Source organism: Arthrobacter sp. BG3, from assembly GCF_056680185.1.
On sequence record NZ_CM155270.1, the window covers coordinates 2,385,980 to 2,403,240 of the forward strand.

Below are 17,261 nucleotides of genomic sequence, written 5' to 3' on the forward strand. Positions count from 1 at the left end.
GGCTAGCTCCGGGGGTGCGAGTATTACAACGTTGTCATACTTGTATTTCGATCTGTCATAATGTCCGGCCGGGCCCTTGCTCGACACCAGCGGCCACGTGATCGGCATCAACACCATGGTTGCCGCGTCCACTGCGCAAACCTCGGTCAACGGGATCAGTTTTGCCATTGCTGCGGACGCGGTGGAATCCCTGCTCCCGAGCCTCCGTGCGGGCGGCTGGGTGAACTAACTGTCTGCGGGATTCCCGGACCAGACCGCCTTGCGGAGAATGGACCGCAGGGACGCCACTTCCTCGCCGGTAAGCATTTCCAGCTGGCGCGATTCCGCGGCCTGGGTTGCCTTCTGGGCGGCAGCGTGGAGTGCGCGGCCCCCCTTGGTGGCGGCCACCAGTTTCTGCCGCCGGTCCGAGACTCCCGGCTTTCTTTCGACCAGGCCGCGCTGTTCCAGTTCGTCAATGAGGGCGACGATCTGGCTGGGGTCAAGGCTGAGAAACTCGGCCAGTTCGCGCTGGGTGGGTCCCAGGTCGCCGCAGGCCAGCGCCAGAACGGAGTAAGACCGCTCTTTCAGCCCGAACTCCGCAAGGGCTGCGTTGTTGAGCACGCTGCCGGCGGCGTGCAGCTTGGCCAGAAGGAAGCCGATATCGGTGCTGATGCTTGATTCCGCAAGTCGCGCTGAAGCCCCGCCGGAGCTTTCGGTGGCGTTGTTTACCTGTTGTGTCATGGTGCCTTTCGGGCGGGTAGCCAGCCGGTCGTTGAATTATTCAATGATCCCACGCGTGAAACGGCGGCGAAAGGCGTGACCCGGTGCGGCGAGGGTGGCGGGTGGCACTTCCCTGCTCAGGGCGGTGAGCGCGCGAAGAAGGCCCAGGCCGCGGGTGCATATTGGATGCATAAATAAATGATTGACATTTTCAAGGATTAAGTTTCTAATTGAAGCAGTCAAGGGAGACGTGGATCACACCGCAGGCTCCCGGAGATAACCGCCGCAAGGCGCAGTGCAAAGGAGCAGCATGAGCCTGTCAGGGAAAGTAGCAATCGTCACCGGAAGCGGCCGCGGCCTGGGCCTGGCATACGCTCGGGAACTCGCCCGCCAGGGCGCCGCCGTCGTCATCAATGACGTGGATGCAGAGGTGGCCGCCGAAGCGGTCCGGACGATCGGGGCCGACGGCGGCCGCGCCGTCGCCGTCGTCGCTCCGGTGGGCAGCTCCGAGGTTGCCAAACTGCTCGTGCAGACAGCCGTCAAGGAGTTCGGCCGGCTCGACATCCTCGTCACCAACGCCGGCATCCTGCGGGACAAATCCCTGCTGAAGATGACGGACGAGGACTTCGACGCCGTGATTAACGTCCATCTCAAGGGAACCTTCACCTGCGCCCGTGAAGCGTTCGCCTACTTCAAGGAAAACGGCATCGCCGGGCGCATCATCACCATCGGCTCGCCCACCGGCCAGCGCGGCAACTTCGGCCAGACCAACTACGCCGCGGCCAAGGCCGGGATCGTCGGCATGGTCCGCACGTGGGCGCTGGAAATGAAGAAGGCCGGGGTGACCGCCAACGCAGTGATCCCGGTGGCCGCCACCGCCATGACCAAGACTGTCCCGTACTTCCAGAAGGCGGTCGAAGCGGACGAGCGCGGCGAGGCCATGCCGGCCTTTTTCCGGCACGATCTGGGTTTCGGAACCGCTGACGACGTCGCGGGACTGGTCGCGTTCCTCGCCTCCGATGAGGCGGCCGGCATTACCGGGCAGGCGATCGGTGCCGGCGGTGACCGCCTGCAGCTCTGGACCCACCCCGAGGCTGCGGCCACCGAGTACCGCGAAGGCGGCTGGGGCTACCAGGATCTGGTGGCGGACTTCGGCGCGCTCTTCGGCGACAAGCTGCAAAGCGTTGGCGAGGACTTCCTGCCGCTTCCGGAAGAGCTCAAGCCCGAACCGGCCGAGGTCCGCTGACATGGCCTCCCAGCGTTATGAACTCGGCATCGATGCCTCGAAGCTCGACGCGATTGACATGCACGTGCACCTCGAAGTGGACGGCCACGGCCACCAGTCCCTCCCGCCGGCCCTGACCGAAGCTTCGGCCAAGTACTTCAAGGCCGAGGACCGGACCCCGTCGCTGGACCGGATCGCCGAGGTCTACCGCGGACTGAACATGGCCGCCGTCGTGTTCACCGTGGATGCCCGCACCCAGCTCAAGCACGAGCCCAACAGCATCGAGGAGCTCATCGCCGGTGCCGCCCGGAACAACGATGTGCTGATCCCTTTCGGCAGCGTGGACCCGCGCACCGGCGCCGAGGCCATCCAGGGCGCCAAACACCAGGCAATCGACCTCGGCGCCCGCGGCTTCAAGTTCCACCCCAGCCTCCAGGGCTTCGACCCCTCGAGCGAACAGTTCTACCCGCTCTGGGAAGCGCTGCAGGAACTCGGTCTCCCGGCCATTTTCCACACCGGACAGAATGGCATGGGCGCCGGGCTCCCCGGCGGGTACGGCATCAAGCTCGGCTACTCGAACCCGCTGCTGCTCGACGCAGTCGCAGCGGACTTCCCTGAGCTGCAAATCATCATGGCCCACCCGTCCGTGCCCTGGCAGGACGAGGCCAACTCCATCGCCACGCACAAGTCCAACGTCTTCATCGACCTGTCCGGCTGGTCCCCCAAGTACTTCCCGGAATCCCTGGTGCGGATGGCCAATTCGGTGCTGCAGGACAAAGTCCTGTTCGGCACCGACTTCCCGCTCATCACACCGCAGAAATGGCTGGGAGCCTTCGCAGACCTGCCACTCAAGGACGAGGTCAGGCCCAAGATCCTCAAGCACAACGCAGTGCGACTGCTCGGACTGGGAGGCTGAGATGTCAGTCGATACCGAAAACCAGACGAGGCTGTACGGCGTCTGCGACTACTACGACGCCGAGTCCCTGTTGACGGCGGACGAGCGCCGCGTGCTGGGCAGGCTGCGGACCTTCCTCGACGAGAAAGCCCGGCCGTTGCTGGCGGACTACTGGGAACGCGGCGAATTCCCGGATCAGCTGGCACAGCCGCTGATCGGCCTGGACCTGATGGAACCTGCGGAACTGACCGGCGCCCCGGGTGCAGGGCGAACACCGGCCCGGGGAATCTATCAGGGCTTCCGGATCTTCGAACTCGCCCGCACCGACGCGTCGCTGGCCACCTTCTACACGGCCCAGGCCGGACTGTTCCGGACGGCTATCCGGGTCGGCGCCTCCGCGGAACAGCAGGCCGAGTGGATGCCCAAGGTCATCGACTTCTCGCTGAAGGGGGTCTTCTCGCTGACCGAGCCGGAGTCCGGCTCGGACATCGCCGGGGGACTCGCGACGACGGCGCGGCGTGAGGCCGGTCCTGACGGGGACACTTGGGTCCTGGACGGCGCGAAGCGCTGGATCGGCGGCGCCGCCACCGCCGACGTCCTGGCCGTGTTCGCCCGCGACACCGCGGATGGGCAGGTCAAGGCCTTCCTCGTGGACCGCGACGCCGCGGGCGTGACCCTGGCGAAGATCCACCGGAAAACGGCGCTGCGGATGATGCAGAACGCCCACATCACTCTCGAGGGGGTGCGGGTGCCCGAATCCAGGCGCCTGCACAACGTGGACTCCTTCCGGGACGTGGCCGCGATGCTGCGGGCCATGCGCTCGGACGTCGCCTGGATCGCCACCGGAATCCAGGCCGGAGCCTTCGAAGCCGCGCTTCGGTATGTCACCGAACGGAAGCAGTTCGGCCGTCCGGTGGGCTCTTTCCAGCTGGTCCAGGAGAAGTTGGCCCGGATGCTCGGAAACGTCACCTCGTCGCTGTCCCTCGTGGTCCGGCTGACGGAGCAGCAGGACAAGGGCATCTACCGGGACCAGGACTCCGCCCTGGCCAAGATGCAGACGTCCCTGCTGATGCGCGAGACCGTGGCTCTGGCCCGCGAAGTGGTGGGTGGCAACGGCATCACGCTGGACACTGATGTCGCCAGGTTCCACGCGGATGCCGAGGCTGTCTATTCCTACGAGGGCACCCACGAGATCAACGCCCTGATCGTCGGCCGCGCTCTCACCGGCGAAAGCGCCTTCACCCGCTGAGCCTCCCGAACTGAATCATCGCACCCCGCTCCGGCACCGTCGTCGGACAGTTCACTACCCCACCCAGCCCTCCAGGAGGACACCATGCCCAACCTCGTCGTCGACTTCGACAAGCTGCTCACCCTCGCCGGCACCGACCTCGGTGTCACCGAGTACCGCGAAATCACCCAGGAACAGATCAACAAGTTCGCCGACGCAACCGGCGATGACCAGTGGATCCACGTGGACCCGGAACGCGCCAAGGACGGACCTTTCGGCGCCCCAATCGCCCACGGCTTCCTCACTCTCTCGCTCATCATCCCGTTCTGGGGCGAGCTGTTCGACGTCGACGGCGTCACCACGAAGGTCAACTACGGACTGGACAAGGTGCGTTTCACGTCCCCGGTCAAGGTGGGCGCTCGGATCCGGATGCGGTCCACCATTAGCGAAGTGACCGAGGTCAAGGGGGGCGCCCAGATCAAGGTCGCCAACACCATCGAGATCGAAGGCCAGGAGCGCCCCGCAGTCGTCGCGGAATTCCTCGCCCGCTTCTACAAGTAAAAAGCCCTCTCCAAGAACCCTCCCTCTGTCCAAAGGAACAACCATGTCAGGACTCACTCAGCTTCAGGCTATGGGCACCGCCGAGCGACGCAAGGAAGCGCGCACCGTCATTGCCTCCAGCTACCTGGGCAGCACCATCGAGTACTACGACTTCCTCCTCTACGCCACCGCCGCAGCGATCGTCTTCCCGAAAGTCTTCTTCAGCGGCATGGACGACTGGGTGGGCGTCGTGGCCGCCTACGGCACCTTCGCTGCGGGCTACGTAGCCCGCCCGGTCGGTGGCATCATCTTCGGCCACTTCGGCGACCGGATGGGCCGCAAGAACATGCTGATCATCTCCATGCTGGTCATGGGCATGGCCTCCACCCTGATCGGGCTGGTTCCGGGTGCCTCCGTGGCCGGTCCCTGGGGCGCGGTGCTCCTCGTGATTCTCCGTGTCTTCCAGGGCATCGCTGTGGGCGGCGAGTGGGGCGGAGCAGCCCTGATGGCGCTGGAGCACTCCGAATCGGGCAAACGCGGGTTCGCCGCCTCGTTCGTCAACGCCGGGGCGCCGACCGGTGCCGTACTTGGCACCCTGATTATGGGCGCGTTCGCCGCGCTGCCTAACGACCAGTTCCTGGCCTGGGGCTGGCGCGTGCCGTTCCTGCTCTCCTTCGTGCTGCTGGGCGTGGGCATGTTCGTCCGGCTCAAGGTTTCCGAAAGCCCCATCTTCAAAGCCGCCATCGAGCAGGAAAAGGCCGACCGTGAGGAGACAACGCAAGGAAGGGGCGCCGGAATCACGGCGAAGCGCCCCACACCCCTGGTGCAGGTCCTGCGGCGGCCAAAGACCCTGATCTTCACCATGCTTGCCGGTGCGGCAGGTTTCGCACTTCAGGTGGTTCTGGCCACGTTCTCGGTCACCTATGCCGTCTCCAGGGGCGCCGACCGCCAGGGCGTGCTGTACGCGTTTGCCGCAGCCTCCCTGATCTCCATCGTGTTTGTGATCATGGGCGGCAGGCTCTCCGACAAGGTGGGACGGCGGCCGGTAATGATCGGCGGGCTGGTGCTCTTCATCATTTACCTGGTGCCGATGTTCCAGCTGCTCTCCTCCAACAACATCATGCTGATCTTCGTGGCCTTCGCAATCGGCCTGATGATTCATTCCACCCTGTTCGGTCCTTTGGCGGCGTTCGTGTCGGAGCAGTTCGGCACCACCTCCCGCTATACCGGCGCATCCCTGGGCTACCAGTTGGCAACTCTGCTTGGCGCCGGTTTCACTCCGGGCATCGTGGCCCAGATATTCAAGGACTCAGGCCAGGACACGGCATCGGTGGTCTGGTACCTCGCGATCATGTCGGTGGTCTCCATCGTCTTCATCCTGCTGACCCGGGAGCCGAAGAACAACGACCTCCAGACCGTCCAGGCCTGACCCTTCATCGGGTCCCGTCCAGCGGGCTAACCTCACAGTAGAAAGGATTCGCCGTGGAAAATTTTGGCATCGGCTCATGGCTGCAACGTCGCCGCCCGAAGTCCGGCAGCAAAACGGCCGTCATCGCAGGGGACAGGGAGCTCAGCTATGTCGAGCTCGCGGAACGTTCCGCCCGGCTCGCCAACGCCCTCCGGGACCGCGGCGTGGGCAAAGGCGACCGGGTGGCCTATCTGGGCGATAACGATCCCTCCTTCCTGGAGACCCTGTTCGCCGCGGGCCTGGCCGGGGCGGTCTTCGTCCCGCTGAACACCCGGCTCGCGCCGCCCGAAATCCAGTTCCAGCTCCGGGACAGCGGCGCAGTCCTGCTGGTCCACTCGGCGGCGCTCACGGAAGCCGCGGAGCGCGGCTCGGCGGGGACCGCGGTGGCCGGGCGAATCGTCGTCGACGATGAAACCGGACCCGACAGGACGGTGCCCGACAGGACGGTGCCCGACTGCGGCCGTGCTGCCAGGGGAACCGTGGTGGAGGGGTTGGAGGCCGTGATCGCCTCGGGGGCGGCGCTCCCGCCGGACGAGCCCGTGGGCCTGGACGACGCCGCCATGATCCTCTACACGTCCGGAACAACCGGAAACCCCAAAGGTGCACTCCTGACACACGGAAACATTACGTGGAACTGCGTCAACGTCCTGGTCGACTTCGACTTTGCCTCCACCGATGTGGCCCTCATGATCTCCCCGATGTTCCACGTGGCTTCCCTGGACATGGGTGTCCTGCCCACGCTGCTGAAGGGCGGCACCGTGGTCCTGGAAGCCAAGTTCGATCCCCGCCGGACGCTGGAGCTGATCGAGCGCCACCACGCAACGACCATCAGCGGGGTACCCACCACCTACCAGATGCTGTGCGAGCACCCGGACTGGGACGCCACGGACCTCAGCTCGCTGAACAAATTGACGTGTGGCGGGTCCGCCGTGCCCATGCGGGTCCTGGAAGCATACGAACGGCGGGGGCTGCGCTTCTCCAACGGCTACGGCATGACCGAGACGGCGCCCGGCGCCACCACGTTGCCGGCGGCCAGGTCCCGGGACAAGGCAGGGTCCTCGGGGCTGCCGCACTTCTTCACCGAAGTCCGGGTGGCTGATCCCGTGGATCCGGCGGCCGGCCCGGCCGCGCCGGGGACGGTGGGGGAGATCCAGATCAAGGGACCCAACGTCATCGACCAGTACTGGAACCGGCCCGAGGCCTCAGCGGATTCCTACACCGCTGACGGCTGGTTCAAATCCGGGGACATGGGCTACAAGGACCCGGACGGTTTCGTGTTCATCTCCGACCGGCTCAAGGACATGATCATCTCCGGCGGGGAGAACATCTACCCGGCCGAGGTGGAACTAGCCATCGCCGAGCTCGACGCCGTCGGAAGTGTCGCGGTGATCGGCGTGCCGGATGAGAAATGGGGCGAAGTGCCGCGGGCCGTGGTGCTCCTGCGGGAGGGTGCCCAGCTGACGGAAGAGCAGCTTCGCTCCCATCTGGAGGGCCGGCTCGCGCGGTACAAGATCCCCAAATCAGTGGTCTTCGTGGCAGAAATGCCCAGGACCGCGAGCGGCAAGATCCGGAAGGCCGATCTTCGGAAACTGACCCCCGGCCATGTCTGACTGAACTGGTCCGCGAAAGACGGGCGACCCGTCCCCGGCGGGCCGCCCGTCGCGGGCGTGCGGGGACGTCAGTGGATGAGGGCCAGCGCGGCGCCGACGGCCATGAACAGCACGCCAAACGTCCGGTTGAGGATGCGCTGCCCGCGGGCGTCGTGCGTGAACCGCTGGAAGGACTTGGCTGCGGCGGCGAAGAAGAACCACATGACCAGGATGTCGATGACAATCACAGTGGCAGACAATGTCAGGTACTGCGGCAGGAGCGGATTCTCCGGGCGGATGAACTGCGGCATGAAGGCCAGGAAGAACACGATCGCCTTGGGGTTCAGCAGGTTGACCCACAGCCCGCGGCGGAACATGGAGTATGCCGGCTCGTTGCGCAGCGCGGCAGCCTTTTCCTGGTCCAGGTCGGGTTTGTGCCGGAACTGCTGGATGCCCAGGTAGACAAGGTAGGCGGCGCCGGCGTAGCGGATCACGTTGAAGGCCACCGGCGAGCTGGCCACCAGCACCCCGACCCCGAGGGCCACGATCACGATGTGCACCACCAGCGCGGCCTGCTGGCCGAGGATCCCCCAGATGGAACGCCGGAAGCCGGAGTTCAGGGAGTTGCTCATGGTGTTGATGGCGCCTGCGCCGGGAGTGAAGCTGATCAGGACGCCGGCGCCCGCCAGGGCCAGCCAAAGGGAGGGTTGCACTGATTCAGCTTACTTCCGCGGGCGGGCCCTCCGCACACCTCGCTTCACAACGCCGTCACCCGCCGGCCGTTTGGCACAAGGGGTCGCACCGGGCGCAGAGGCACCGGAGCAGCTTCGAATGGGACCAGTGCAGCATGGTTCTCGGAAGGTCGTTGTGACTCGGATACTGGTCAAAGTACATATGCGCGCGGGCCGACATGTAGCCCGTTTCGTCGACGGCGAAATGGCCGATCAGTTGCAATCCCCGTTCGGCCGCCTTCGATTCCAATTCATCGGCCTCATCCATGATTGGGTCACGGCAGCCGTATTCACTGAAACTGCCAGGGTGGACGATGGCAAAGTATTTCGTGAATTCCGAATCCAGCGCCACCAGTAGAGCGTCGTGGAAAGGAGCCAGGCAGCCCGCAAAGTCCTCCGTGATGACTTCTACGCTGTCCAGCTGCATTTCCGCGTCCAAACAAACCAGCACCAGATTGGGCCTGAGTCTGCCGTCCGGCACGATGAACGGGCGGGCCAGTATGACGAAGTCGAAACCTGCTTGGATGATCATGTCTTGAGGCTAGAAAACCCGGCTCTGGCGGTCTATGGCGGTCAGCCGCTATGTGGACAACGGCCTGCCAACCAGGCACCTGGCCGGCAACTGTGAGCTGTATAGCCGGTTCTTCCAAGCGCCTTCTCCTATGCTGCTCCGCGCCCGAGGAAGGTTCCCGGACGCCTGGTCTCTACTATGGCCACTGTGAAACTCCGTCGTGCGTTAGCCTCCCGTATCCCGGTGCTGCAGCAGGGCAACATCTGGCTGAACGCCGGCGCCCATGCCTTGGTCCTGGGCCTGCTGTGGAGGATGGTCAAGACCAGGTTCCTGTTCCGGATCATCCCCGCTGACGCCCCGGCGACTGCAGACAGCCGGACCGCTGGAGGTTACGATGCAGTCAGCCGTGCGGCAGCCCTGCCCGCCGACAGACTTGGGGGAGTCGATGGACAGAATTTCCGGAACGATGCTTGCGGGGGCTTTCCTGCTGGCCACCTCGTCCTGCGCGATGCCAGGGACGGAGGCCGCACCGCCGTCGGCGACCGTCCCGCAGACCAACGCCGCCACCGCAGGCGCAGCCACCACCGGGGCGGCCCCCCAGACCGCAGCCACGCCGGCCGCGGCGGATCCCGGGAGTCCCGCGGCCCAGACGGCCGGGGCTGTGACCGAGGCACGGTTCGAGAATCCCGATTACTACGCGATGCCCGGCCAGACGATCACCTTCAACGTCTCTGAACCGCTGCGCCCCGGGGTCAGCGTCGCGCAGTACGAATGGGACTTCGACGGCGACGGGACCACCGACCAGGTGGGGCCCCTCCCTGTGGCGACCCGCAGTTATCCGGCTGTATTCGAGGGCAGGGCGACGGTGCGGATCAACCACTTCACGGGAGGCTCGTCGACGGCGTCTGCCGCGGTCCACATCGGCCGGGGCCCGCGGGACGGGCTCCCCGCAGCGCCGGTCAACGTGAGCGTACGGGTGACCGCGCACGCGGGCGGCCTCAGCACCGTCCAGATATCGTGGGAACCGGGTGGGCCGGAGCCCTTCCGCTGGGGTGTCACCGTGGACGGCTTTCCTGCCGGGATGGTCGAGGGCAAGGAGCGCACCGCGACCATGACGGACGTCCACCGGGTGAAGGACGTGGAGATCGGCGTCGTCGGGTTTGCCGAGAACCAGGGCATGGGAGCCTCCGCCAGCGTGACCCTTCCCGCCCTGCCGGATTAGGCCCCCGCGCTGCGGTCTGGAACACCGGCGCCGGGAGCACCTCAGGCCCGCGCGATTACCTCGCCGTTGGGGATCAGGAACCAGCCGTCATCCGTGGAGCCCCAGCGGTGCCAGCCGGCCGAAATCCGGGCCAGATCCGCGGCATTGGCGAAGCCGTATTCGAGCGCCTGGTCCGCGAAGGCTGAGTGCAGCACGCGCTCGCCCCACACCCGCGCCTGCCAGCGGCGCTGCTGTCCGGTGGCGTAGAGCCAGTTGCTGCTGGAGGGCGCGACGTCGGTGAACCCGGCGGACTGGGCCCAGGACACCAGGCGTCGGCCGGCGTCGGGTTCGGCCCCGTTGCGGCGGGCGATCCGCTGGTAGAGCTCCATCCATTCATCCAGCTCGGGGACGGCCGGGAACCAGCTCATGCCATGGAAATCGGCGTCGCGTACCGCCACGATGCCGCCTGGCTTGGCGGCGCGGCGCATTTCCCGCAGGGCAGCGACCGGGTCAGTGAGGTGCTGCAGCACCTGGTGGGCGTGCACGACGTCGAACGTTTCGTCCTCGAAGTCGACGTCGTAGATGTTGCCGGCGACGAACTCGACGTTCTGCACGCCGCGCTCGGCCGCGAGGGCGGCCGCCTGGCTGATCACCTCGGGCGAGCGGTCCAGTCCGGTGACCTTGCCGGGGGAGACCAGCCCGGCGAAATCGCAGGTGATGCTGCCGGGCCCGCAGCCGATGTCGAGCACCGAAACCCCGGGGGTGAGATAGGGGATCACAAAGGCCGCGGAGTTCTCCGCCGTCCGGGAGGCATGGGCGCGGACCACCGACTCGTGGTGGCCGTGGGTGTACACATCTTCAGGCTGCTGCGCACTCATAAGGAAACGCTACCGCTTCGCGCCGGCAAATCCGGGAAAGGGGGAGAGTGGCAGCGGGAAGACGGCAGGATTTAGCGCCCGGCCGTCAGTTTTGCCGCTTCTGGCCCGCCCGGTTCTGCGGATGATTGGAGGAGTGAAGATCAACAGCGGCAAGCAGGCAGGGCTCGGACTGTTTCGGGCCACCGGCATCTACGTCGGGGCGATCCTGGGGTCGGGCATCCTGGTGCTCCCGGCCATCGCCGCCAGGGAAGCCGGCCCGGCCTCGCTCCTGGCCTGGACCCTGCTGCTGGTGTTTTGTGTCCCCGTGGCCTTCAGCTTCGCGGAGATGAGCCGCCAGCAGCCCGACGCCGGCGGGATCAGCCACTTTGTCACGCGGGCCTACGGGCGGCGCGCCTCCGCGGTGGCCGGCTACCTCTTCTACTTCGCCATTCCCTTCGGGGCTCCGGCGACAGCCGTGATCGGCGGGAATTACATCGCCCATGCGCTGGGCGGCGGGCGCGGGACGGCGCTGGTGGCAGCCGGGCTGCTGCTGGCCGCCGCTTTCGCGAGCAACGCCGTCGGGATCGGGATGTCCAGCGGGATCCAGCTGGTGCTGATGGTGCTGCTGGTCGGGCTGCTGGCGCTCGCGGTCGCACTGGCTGCGCCGTTTGCCAGGGCGGAGAACTTCGAGCCGTTCGCGCCGCACGGCTACTGGGCCGTGGGCGGGGTGTCCAGCCTGCTTTTCTTTTGCTTCGCCGGATGGGAGGCGGTCACGCATCTCGCCGGTGAGTTCCGCCATCCGGACCGGGACCTCAAGCGGGCCACCTGGCTCACCCTGATCGTGGTCGGAGTGGTCTATATCGGCGTCGTCGCGGCCTCGGTTGCCGTCCTGGGACCGGCCCTCCCGGGCAGCGAAGTACCGGTCGCGCAGCTGCTCGAGAAGGGGCTCGGCGGACTCGCGGCGCCGCTGACCGCCGTCGCCGCCGCGGTGCTGACGTTCGGCCCGATCAACACCTTCGTCGCCGGCGCCAGCCGGTTGGGTGCGGGCCTCGCGTCCGACGGCGTGCTGCCGCGGACCCTTGGCCGGGGCGCCGGGCCGGGACAGGTTCCCTCGGCAAGCCTTGGATTGCTGGCGGTGATGACGTTCCTGTCTTTCGGGGCGGCGGCGGCGGCCGGGCTGGGCGATATGCGGTTCCAGATCGGGGCGGCGTCGGCCTGCTTCACGGCGGTGACGGCGTTCGGCCTGCTGGCCGGGATCCGGCTGCTGCCGGCCCGGACGCCGGCCTGGTACGGCGTCATTGTGGCCGCCGGTGTGATGCTGGCCGTGCTGCTGTCCAGCGGCTGGGCACTCGTGGTCCCGCTGGGCCTGGCCGCGGCCGCGGCCTGGGCGGGCCGCCCGGCGGGCAGGACGGTTGTGCCGCTGGGCCGCGCGGAAACGACGACTACGGCGCGTCGGCTGGAGACGGTTCCGCCTGCTGCGCCGCCTCCTGCCCAGCCCGGACCGTCGCCTCGATCATCGAGGTCATGAAGCGGGTCGCGATCTCCAGCTCCTCCGGAGTGAATTCGGCCATCGCGGCGCCCATGTGGCGGGCCAGCGGCTGGAACATGGCACCGCCGTCGCGGTAGGCCTTGGGGGTCATCCGGAGCTGGACCTGCCGCCGGTCGCTACCCTGCCGTTCCCGGATGACGTGGCCGGACTTATGCAGCCGGTCGATCAGCGCCGTGGTGGCCGGTGAGCTGAGGTGAAGTTCCTTGCGGAGCACCCCGGGCGTGACGATCTGGTTCCGTGCGGTGTGCTGCATGATCACGGCAAGGGCGTTGAGGTCTGTCCGGTGCATGTCGTTGCGTCCGCCGGCGGAATCCACGTAGCGGTTGGCCTCCAGGCTGAAATCCTGCAGCAGCCGGACCAGCGGCGGCGGTCCGGAGGGCGGCCCGGAAGGTTCAGGTCGTTCCGACGGATCGACTGTCACGGTGCACCTTCCTCTCCCCGGTAACTGGTTCACGCCCGCTCCGCAGCAGGCGCCCTCCGGAGTTTACTTCAGCGGACCCCGGCTTCGGGCCGGCCCGGGGCCGCAATGTTTGCCAAGAATTGGCGCCGATGGGTTATCTCCATCGTGGAGATAGTCTATTATGGACTCAATTCTACTCCTCCGAGGCACGCACCAGAAGGAACCATGAACAAGACACCACAAAGCAGTGCCCGCGTCCCCTTCTGGCTGCGCTGGCTGATACCCGTTCTGCTGGTTGTCACCTGGCTTGCCATCGCCGGGATCGGCGGACCCACCTTTGGTCGGCTCAGTGAGGTCTCCTCGAACGATCAGGCGTCCTTCCTGCCGGCGGGGGCCGAGGCTACGGAGGCGCAGGACTGGCAGTCCAAGTTCCGGGACTCGAACCAGATCCCCGCCGTCATCGTCATTGAGAGCGACTCGGCGTTCACCCCGGCCCAGCTCGGCGAGGCGGCAGCCCTCAAGGGCAAGCTGGAGGCCGTGGGTGGCGGCAGCACCGTCGTCGGCCCCATCCCGTCCGAGGACGCCAAGGCCGTCCAGTTTGTCGTTCCAATCGATTCGGCCGGTGAGGTGAAACAGGTCGTCAAGGAACTCCGGGGGGTGGTCCAGGCATCCGCTCCGGCGGGAATGCAAACCTTCGTGACCGGTCCGGCCGGGCTGACGGCGGACCTCGTCAGCGCCTTTGCAGGCATCGACGGCATCCTGCTGCTGGTGGCCCTCGGCGCGGTGTTCCTGATCCTGCTGATCGTCTACCGCTCGCTGCTGCTGCCGATTGCCGTGCTGTTCACCTCGGTCTTTGCGCTCTGCGCGGCCATCCTGCTGGTCTTCGGCATGGCAAAGCTGGGCTGGATCCAGCTCAACGGCCAGAGCCAGGGCATCCTTTCCATTCTGGTGATCGGTGCCGCCACGGACTATGCGCTGCTCTACGTGGCACGCTTCCGTGAGGCCCTGACGCACACCACTGACCGCACGGCCGCCGCGCTCACCGCGTGGAAGGCGGCGTGGGAGCCGATCGTGGCCTCCGGCGCCACCGTCATCATCGCGCTGCTGTGCCTGCTCTTCTCCGACCTCAACTCGAACAAGGCCCTCGGGCCCGTGGCGGCCGCGGGTATCCTGTGTTCTCTCATCGCGGCACTGACCCTGCTGCCCGCGATGATGGCGCTGCTGGGCCGGGCCGCCTTCTGGCCGTTCCGCCCCAAGCTGCTTCCGGAGACCGAGCGCGAGCCGGAGTACGTCACCGGACTTGAGGGCCAGAAGGGCCTGTGGCGGGCGACCGGTTCCCTCGTCTCCCGCCGGCCCCGCACCGTCTGGATCGCTTCGGTGCTGCTGCTCCTGGTGGCCTCCGCCGGCGTGCTCCAGCTCAAGGCCAACGGCGTCCCGCAGACCGACGTCATCCTCACCGCCTCCAACGCCGTGGACGGCCAGGACGCCCTGGCCCGGCACTTCGACGCCGGCTCCGGCAGCCCCGCCGTGATCGTCGCCGACGAGGCGAAGGCCCAGGAGGTGCTGGACAAGACCAAGGCGACCGACGGCGTCGGGGATGCCTACCTGCTGGCCGAGGGCGGCATGCCGCTCGTCACCGGCGCCCCGGCTGCACCCGGCGCCCCGGCGGCTCCCACGGCGCCCGCGGTCAGGGACGGCAAGGTGCTCATCAATGCCACGCTGAACTACGCGGCGGACTCCAACGAGGCCGAAAGCGTCGTGGTGGCCCTGCGCCAGGAACTGAAGAAGATCGACGACGGCGCCCTGGTCGGCGGAGTGACCGCGACGGCCCTGGACACCAACACCACCGCCCAGCGTGACCTCATCACGATCATCCCGGTGGTCCTCGCGGTCATCCTCATCATCCTGATGCTGCTGCTGCGCTCCGTGCTGGCACCGGTCCTGCTGGTGGCCTCGGTGGTGCTGTCCTACGCGGCGGCCATGGGTGTTTCCGCCTTCGTGTTCAACAACGTCTTCGGATTCCCGGGGGCCGACGCCACCGTTCCCCTGTTTGGCTTCGTCTTCCTTGTCGCACTGGGGGTGGACTACAACATCTTCCTGATGAGCCGGGTCCGGGAGGAATCCATCAAGCACGGCACCCGGCCCGGCATCCTCCGCGGCCTGGGCGTCACGGGCGGCGTGATCACCTCCGCCGGTGTGGTCCTCGCGGCCACCTTCGCGGCCCTGAGCGTCATCCCCATCATGTTCCTCGTGCAACTGGCCTTCATTGTGGCCTTCGGGGTGCTGCTGGACACGATTCTGGTCCGCTCGCTGCTGGTCCCGGCCCTGACCTACGACATCGGCCCGCGGATCTGGTGGCCGAGCAAGCTGGGACGCCCCGAGACGGATGCTGCCGCGGGCGCCCTGCCCGCGGCCCCGCAGCCGGAAGCCGCGGAGGCAGGCATCCGCTAGCCGGCCCCCCGAATCCGCAGCCGCCGTCACCGTTCCTGGTCCCTCCACCAGGCAACGGTGGCGGCGGCTGCTTCCGTCAACGGGGTGGGCTGCAGCCCCAAAGCCGCCTCGCTGGCCCGGGAGTCCATCACGAAAGGGCGCTCGAACTGGTAGGGCGTTTCGGCCAGTTCACGCATCCCGGGGGAAAACATGCCCATCATCCGCAGCGCCCGGCCGGGGATGGCAGCCACGCGCGGCGCACGGACGCCGGCGGCGGCGGCGAACGCTTCGGCGATCTGCCGCTGGCTCAGCGCCGGGCCGGTCGGCGCATGCCACACCCGGTTCCAGAGCGCTGGATCCTGCGCGGCCCTGATCATGGCGGCGGCCAGATCCGGCACGTAGGTGAAGGAGTGCGGCAGCCCCGCGCTGCCGATCACCAGCAGGGATTTGCCCGCCAGTACCGGCTTCACCATGCGCTCGCCGGCATGTGCACCGCGGACCCTGGGGCCGAAGAAATCACCCGCCACCACGCTTACGGTATCTGTTGCGGACGCCGCTCGGGCCTTCAGGAGTGCGGTCCGGATGCCCCGCTTGCCGCCCTGGGCTTCCCGCGGGCCCTCCTCGGTCATCGGCCGTTCCGGTTCGCTGTAGGAGTACAGGCTTTCCGGAAAGACGACGACGGCGCCGGCCTCGCCCGCCGCGGCAAGCACTGTCTGCTCGGCGCCGGGCAGTTCCTCGGCCCAGACCCTGGCGCTGTACTGCGAGCCGTGGATGCAGTGGAACACTGCTTTGGCTCCGCGGAACAGCCCGCCAAGCTGCGCCGGGTCGGAGACATCCACGGCCACCTTCTCGATCCGCGGGTGGTCGGGCCCGCTGCCGGAGCGGGTGAGGACGCGCACCCGGTGGCCCGCTGTGGCGAGCTGCCCGGCAACCGTCCAGCCAACCGGACCGGCGCCGGTAACGACGAACAGGGCTCGGACCTCGGGGGAATCAGGCTGGGACATGGTGTTCTCACTTTCTCTGGTCGCCCGGCCTCGTTTGTTCGCCGGCCTTGCGAGAGCGGTGCTCTCCGGATTCAGCATGCCGCCGGTTCAGAAAGAAGTCAAGAGCGGTGCTCACATTTGTTGACACTGCTCTGCTTTGTGGAATGCTGGAGCCATGCCGCAGACCGCCAACGCCCCGTCGCCGAAGCCGCCCACGCCGCGTGAGCGCGCCCGGGCCCGCACCATTGAGGACATTGTGCGCCTTGGCCGGGAGCACCTGGCGCTGCACGGAGCCGCCGCACTGTCCCTTCGTGCCGTGGCCAGGGATCTCGGCGTCGTCTCCTCGGCGGTCTACCGCTACGTGGAGAACCGTGAAGAGCTGCTGACCTTGCTCCTCATCGACGCCTACAACGAGCTCGGTGACGAAGTGGACGCCGCCGTGGCCGCCCTGCCCGCGTCCGACTTTGCCGGACAGTTCAGCGCACTAGGTTCCGCGGTGCGGCGCTGGGCGTTGCGCGAGCCGGCCCGCTACGGGCTCCTCTTCGGCAGCCCGGTGCCCGGATACCGGGCGCCTGCCGAACGGACCACGGGGCCGGGCACCCGGGTCATCTACGCCCTGATGGCTCTGCTGGACGGGGCCTACCGCGCGGGCCAGTTGGCGGATCCGGGCGGCGGGGCCGCCGTCGTGCCGCCGCTTGCCGCCGACCTGGCGCGCATCCGCGACGGGATGGGACTTGCGGTGCCGGACCGGCTGCTGGCGCGGGGCGCGCTCGTCTGGACCTCGCTGTTCGGCGCCATCAGCTTCGAGGTTTTCGGCCAGTACGGCGCGGGCACCTTCGCCGCCCCGGAGGAACTCTTTGCCCACCATCTGGCCGCGCTGGCGGATCTCGCCGGGCTTCGCACCGCCGCCGACCAGGCGGGCGAACGGCCGCCCATCTACCCCTGCTAGCGGCCG

Annotated in this window: 17 protein-coding genes; 11 read left to right on the top strand and 6 right to left on the bottom strand. The window is 67.3% G+C overall.

Annotation, left to right across the window (positions count from 1 at the left end; genetic code table 11):
* Window positions 1–76 precede the first annotated feature (76 nt).
* Window positions 77–229, top strand: coding sequence for a hypothetical protein (locus AC1MFL_RS10595; RefSeq protein WP_479809571.1), 153 nt, complete (start codon window positions 77–79; stop codon window positions 227–229).
* On the opposite strand, the gene AC1MFL_RS10600 is transcribed toward AC1MFL_RS10595, so the two are convergent.
* The gene (locus AC1MFL_RS10600) at window positions 226–720 is read right to left on the bottom strand and encodes a MarR family winged helix-turn-helix transcriptional regulator (protein ID WP_479809572.1); all 495 of its coding nucleotides are present in this window, start codon (window positions 718–720) and stop codon (window positions 226–228) included. The two genes, AC1MFL_RS10595 and AC1MFL_RS10600, sit on opposite strands and share 4 nt — an antisense overlap.
* A 289-nt stretch (window positions 721–1,009) precedes the next feature.
* Between AC1MFL_RS10600 and AC1MFL_RS10605 the strand changes: the two genes are divergently transcribed.
* From AC1MFL_RS10605 to AC1MFL_RS10630, 6 genes are all read left to right on the top strand, one after another.
* Complete coding sequence (locus AC1MFL_RS10605) at window positions 1,010–1,945, top strand: SDR family NAD(P)-dependent oxidoreductase (RefSeq protein WP_479809573.1); 936 nt, start codon at window positions 1,010–1,012, stop codon at window positions 1,943–1,945.
* A 1-nt stretch (window position 1,946) separates the two neighbouring features.
* The gene (locus AC1MFL_RS10610; protein WP_479809574.1) at window positions 1,947–2,840 is read left to right on the top strand and encodes an amidohydrolase family protein; all 894 of its coding nucleotides are present in this window, start codon (window positions 1,947–1,949) and stop codon (window positions 2,838–2,840) included.
* Window position 2,841: 1 nt separating this feature from the next.
* Window positions 2,842–4,068: an acyl-CoA dehydrogenase family protein gene (locus AC1MFL_RS10615; RefSeq protein ID WP_479809575.1), complete on the top strand. Its 1,227-nt coding sequence runs from the start codon at window positions 2,842–2,844 to the stop codon at window positions 4,066–4,068.
* A gap of 84 nt (window positions 4,069–4,152) precedes the next feature.
* A complete protein-coding gene (locus tag AC1MFL_RS10620; RefSeq protein WP_226760581.1) occupies window positions 4,153–4,608 on the top strand; it encodes a MaoC family dehydratase in 456 nt (151 codons plus the stop codon).
* 43 nt (window positions 4,609–4,651) lie between these two features.
* On the top strand, window positions 4,652–6,016 hold the full coding sequence (locus AC1MFL_RS10625) for an MFS transporter (RefSeq protein ID WP_479809576.1): 1,365 nt from the start codon (window positions 4,652–4,654) through the stop codon (window positions 6,014–6,016).
* A 53-nt stretch (window positions 6,017–6,069) separates the two neighbouring features.
* Complete coding sequence (locus AC1MFL_RS10630; RefSeq protein ID WP_479809578.1) at window positions 6,070–7,665, top strand: acyl-CoA synthetase; 1,596 nt, start codon at window positions 6,070–6,072, stop codon at window positions 7,663–7,665.
* 68 nt (window positions 7,666–7,733) lie between these two features.
* On the opposite strand, the gene AC1MFL_RS10635 is transcribed toward AC1MFL_RS10630, so the two are convergent.
* Together AC1MFL_RS10635 and AC1MFL_RS10640 are read right to left on the bottom strand one after the other, a co-directional pair.
* Entirely contained in the window at window positions 7,734–8,357 is a 624-nt protein-coding gene (locus AC1MFL_RS10635; RefSeq protein ID WP_479809580.1) for a LysE family transporter, read from the bottom strand.
* Between the two features lie 55 nt (window positions 8,358–8,412).
* Window positions 8,413–8,907, bottom strand: a complete 495-nt coding sequence (locus AC1MFL_RS10640; protein WP_479809582.1) for a hypothetical protein — start codon at window positions 8,905–8,907, stop codon at window positions 8,413–8,415.
* Between the two features lie 424 nt (window positions 8,908–9,331).
* Between AC1MFL_RS10640 and AC1MFL_RS10645 the strand changes: the two genes are divergently transcribed.
* Complete coding sequence (locus AC1MFL_RS10645) at window positions 9,332–10,108, top strand: hypothetical protein (RefSeq protein WP_479809583.1); 777 nt, start codon at window positions 9,332–9,334, stop codon at window positions 10,106–10,108.
* 41 nt (window positions 10,109–10,149) lie between these two features.
* Here AC1MFL_RS10645 and AC1MFL_RS10650 read toward each other — a convergent pair whose 3' ends face one another.
* Window positions 10,150–10,965 carry a methyltransferase domain-containing protein gene (locus AC1MFL_RS10650; RefSeq protein ID WP_479809584.1) on the bottom strand — a complete coding sequence of 272 codons (816 nt, stop codon included), beginning with the start codon at window positions 10,963–10,965 and terminating at the stop codon, window positions 10,150–10,152.
* Between the two features lie 133 nt (window positions 10,966–11,098).
* Here AC1MFL_RS10650 and AC1MFL_RS10655 point away from each other — a divergent pair, with 133 nt between their 5' ends.
* Window positions 11,099–12,472, top strand: a complete 1,374-nt coding sequence (locus AC1MFL_RS10655) for an APC family permease (protein WP_479809585.1) — start codon at window positions 11,099–11,101, stop codon at window positions 12,470–12,472.
* Here the strand turns inward: AC1MFL_RS10655 and AC1MFL_RS10660 are convergent.
* Window positions 12,387–12,914 carry a MarR family winged helix-turn-helix transcriptional regulator gene (locus AC1MFL_RS10660; protein ID WP_479809586.1) on the bottom strand — a complete coding sequence of 176 codons (528 nt, stop codon included), beginning with the start codon at window positions 12,912–12,914 and terminating at the stop codon, window positions 12,387–12,389. The genes AC1MFL_RS10655 and AC1MFL_RS10660 overlap by 86 nt on opposite strands.
* 204 nt (window positions 12,915–13,118) lie before the next feature.
* Here AC1MFL_RS10660 and AC1MFL_RS10665 point away from each other — a divergent pair, with 204 nt between their 5' ends.
* The gene (locus tag AC1MFL_RS10665; protein WP_479809587.1) at window positions 13,119–15,344 is read left to right on the top strand and encodes an MMPL family transporter; all 2,226 of its coding nucleotides are present in this window, start codon (window positions 13,119–13,121) and stop codon (window positions 15,342–15,344) included.
* Window positions 15,345–15,370: 26 nt separating this feature from the next.
* Here the strand turns inward: AC1MFL_RS10665 and AC1MFL_RS10670 are convergent, their stop codons facing one another.
* Window positions 15,371–16,327 carry an NAD-dependent epimerase/dehydratase family protein gene (locus tag AC1MFL_RS10670; protein ID WP_479809588.1) on the bottom strand — a complete coding sequence of 319 codons (957 nt, stop codon included), beginning with the start codon at window positions 16,325–16,327 and terminating at the stop codon, window positions 15,371–15,373.
* Between the two features lie 154 nt (window positions 16,328–16,481).
* On the opposite strand from AC1MFL_RS10670, the gene AC1MFL_RS10675 reads away from it, so the two are divergent.
* Window positions 16,482–17,255 (top strand): TetR/AcrR family transcriptional regulator, encoded by a 774-nt coding sequence (locus AC1MFL_RS10675; protein ID WP_479809589.1) that lies wholly within the window; start codon window positions 16,482–16,484, stop codon window positions 17,253–17,255.
* The last annotated feature ends 6 nt before the right edge of the window (window positions 17,256–17,261 follow it).

Bases quoted from the DNA above. Each gene is read 5' to 3' on its own strand.
- AC1MFL_RS10640 (WP_479809582.1), bottom strand. From the start codon at position 8,907: ATGATCATCCAAGCAGGTTTCGACTTCGTCATACTGGCCCGCCCGTTC.
- AC1MFL_RS10670 (WP_479809588.1), bottom strand. From the start codon at position 16,327: ATGTCCCAGCCTGATTCCCCCGAGGTCCGAGCCCTGTTCGTCGTTACC.
- AC1MFL_RS10620 (WP_226760581.1), top strand. From the start codon at position 4,153: ATGCCCAACCTCGTCGTCGACTTCGACAAGCTGCTCACCCTCGCCGGC.
- AC1MFL_RS10625 (WP_479809576.1), top strand. From the start codon at position 4,652: ATGTCAGGACTCACTCAGCTTCAGGCTATGGGCACCGCCGAGCGACGC.
- AC1MFL_RS10610 (WP_479809574.1), top strand. From the start codon at position 1,947: ATGGCCTCCCAGCGTTATGAACTCGGCATCGATGCCTCGAAGCTCGAC.
- AC1MFL_RS10600 (WP_479809572.1), bottom strand. From the start codon at position 720: ATGACACAACAGGTAAACAACGCCACCGAAAGCTCCGGCGGGGCTTCA.
- AC1MFL_RS10665 (WP_479809587.1), top strand. From the start codon at position 13,119: ATGAACAAGACACCACAAAGCAGTGCCCGCGTCCCCTTCTGGCTGCGC.
- AC1MFL_RS10650 (WP_479809584.1), bottom strand. From the start codon at position 10,965: ATGAGTGCGCAGCAGCCTGAAGATGTGTACACCCACGGCCACCACGAG.
- AC1MFL_RS10645 (WP_479809583.1), top strand. From the start codon at position 9,332: ATGGACAGAATTTCCGGAACGATGCTTGCGGGGGCTTTCCTGCTGGCC.
- AC1MFL_RS10675 (WP_479809589.1), top strand. From the start codon at position 16,482: ATGCCGCAGACCGCCAACGCCCCGTCGCCGAAGCCGCCCACGCCGCGT.
- AC1MFL_RS10605 (WP_479809573.1), top strand. From the start codon at position 1,010: ATGAGCCTGTCAGGGAAAGTAGCAATCGTCACCGGAAGCGGCCGCGGC.
- AC1MFL_RS10615 (WP_479809575.1), top strand. From the start codon at position 2,842: ATGTCAGTCGATACCGAAAACCAGACGAGGCTGTACGGCGTCTGCGAC.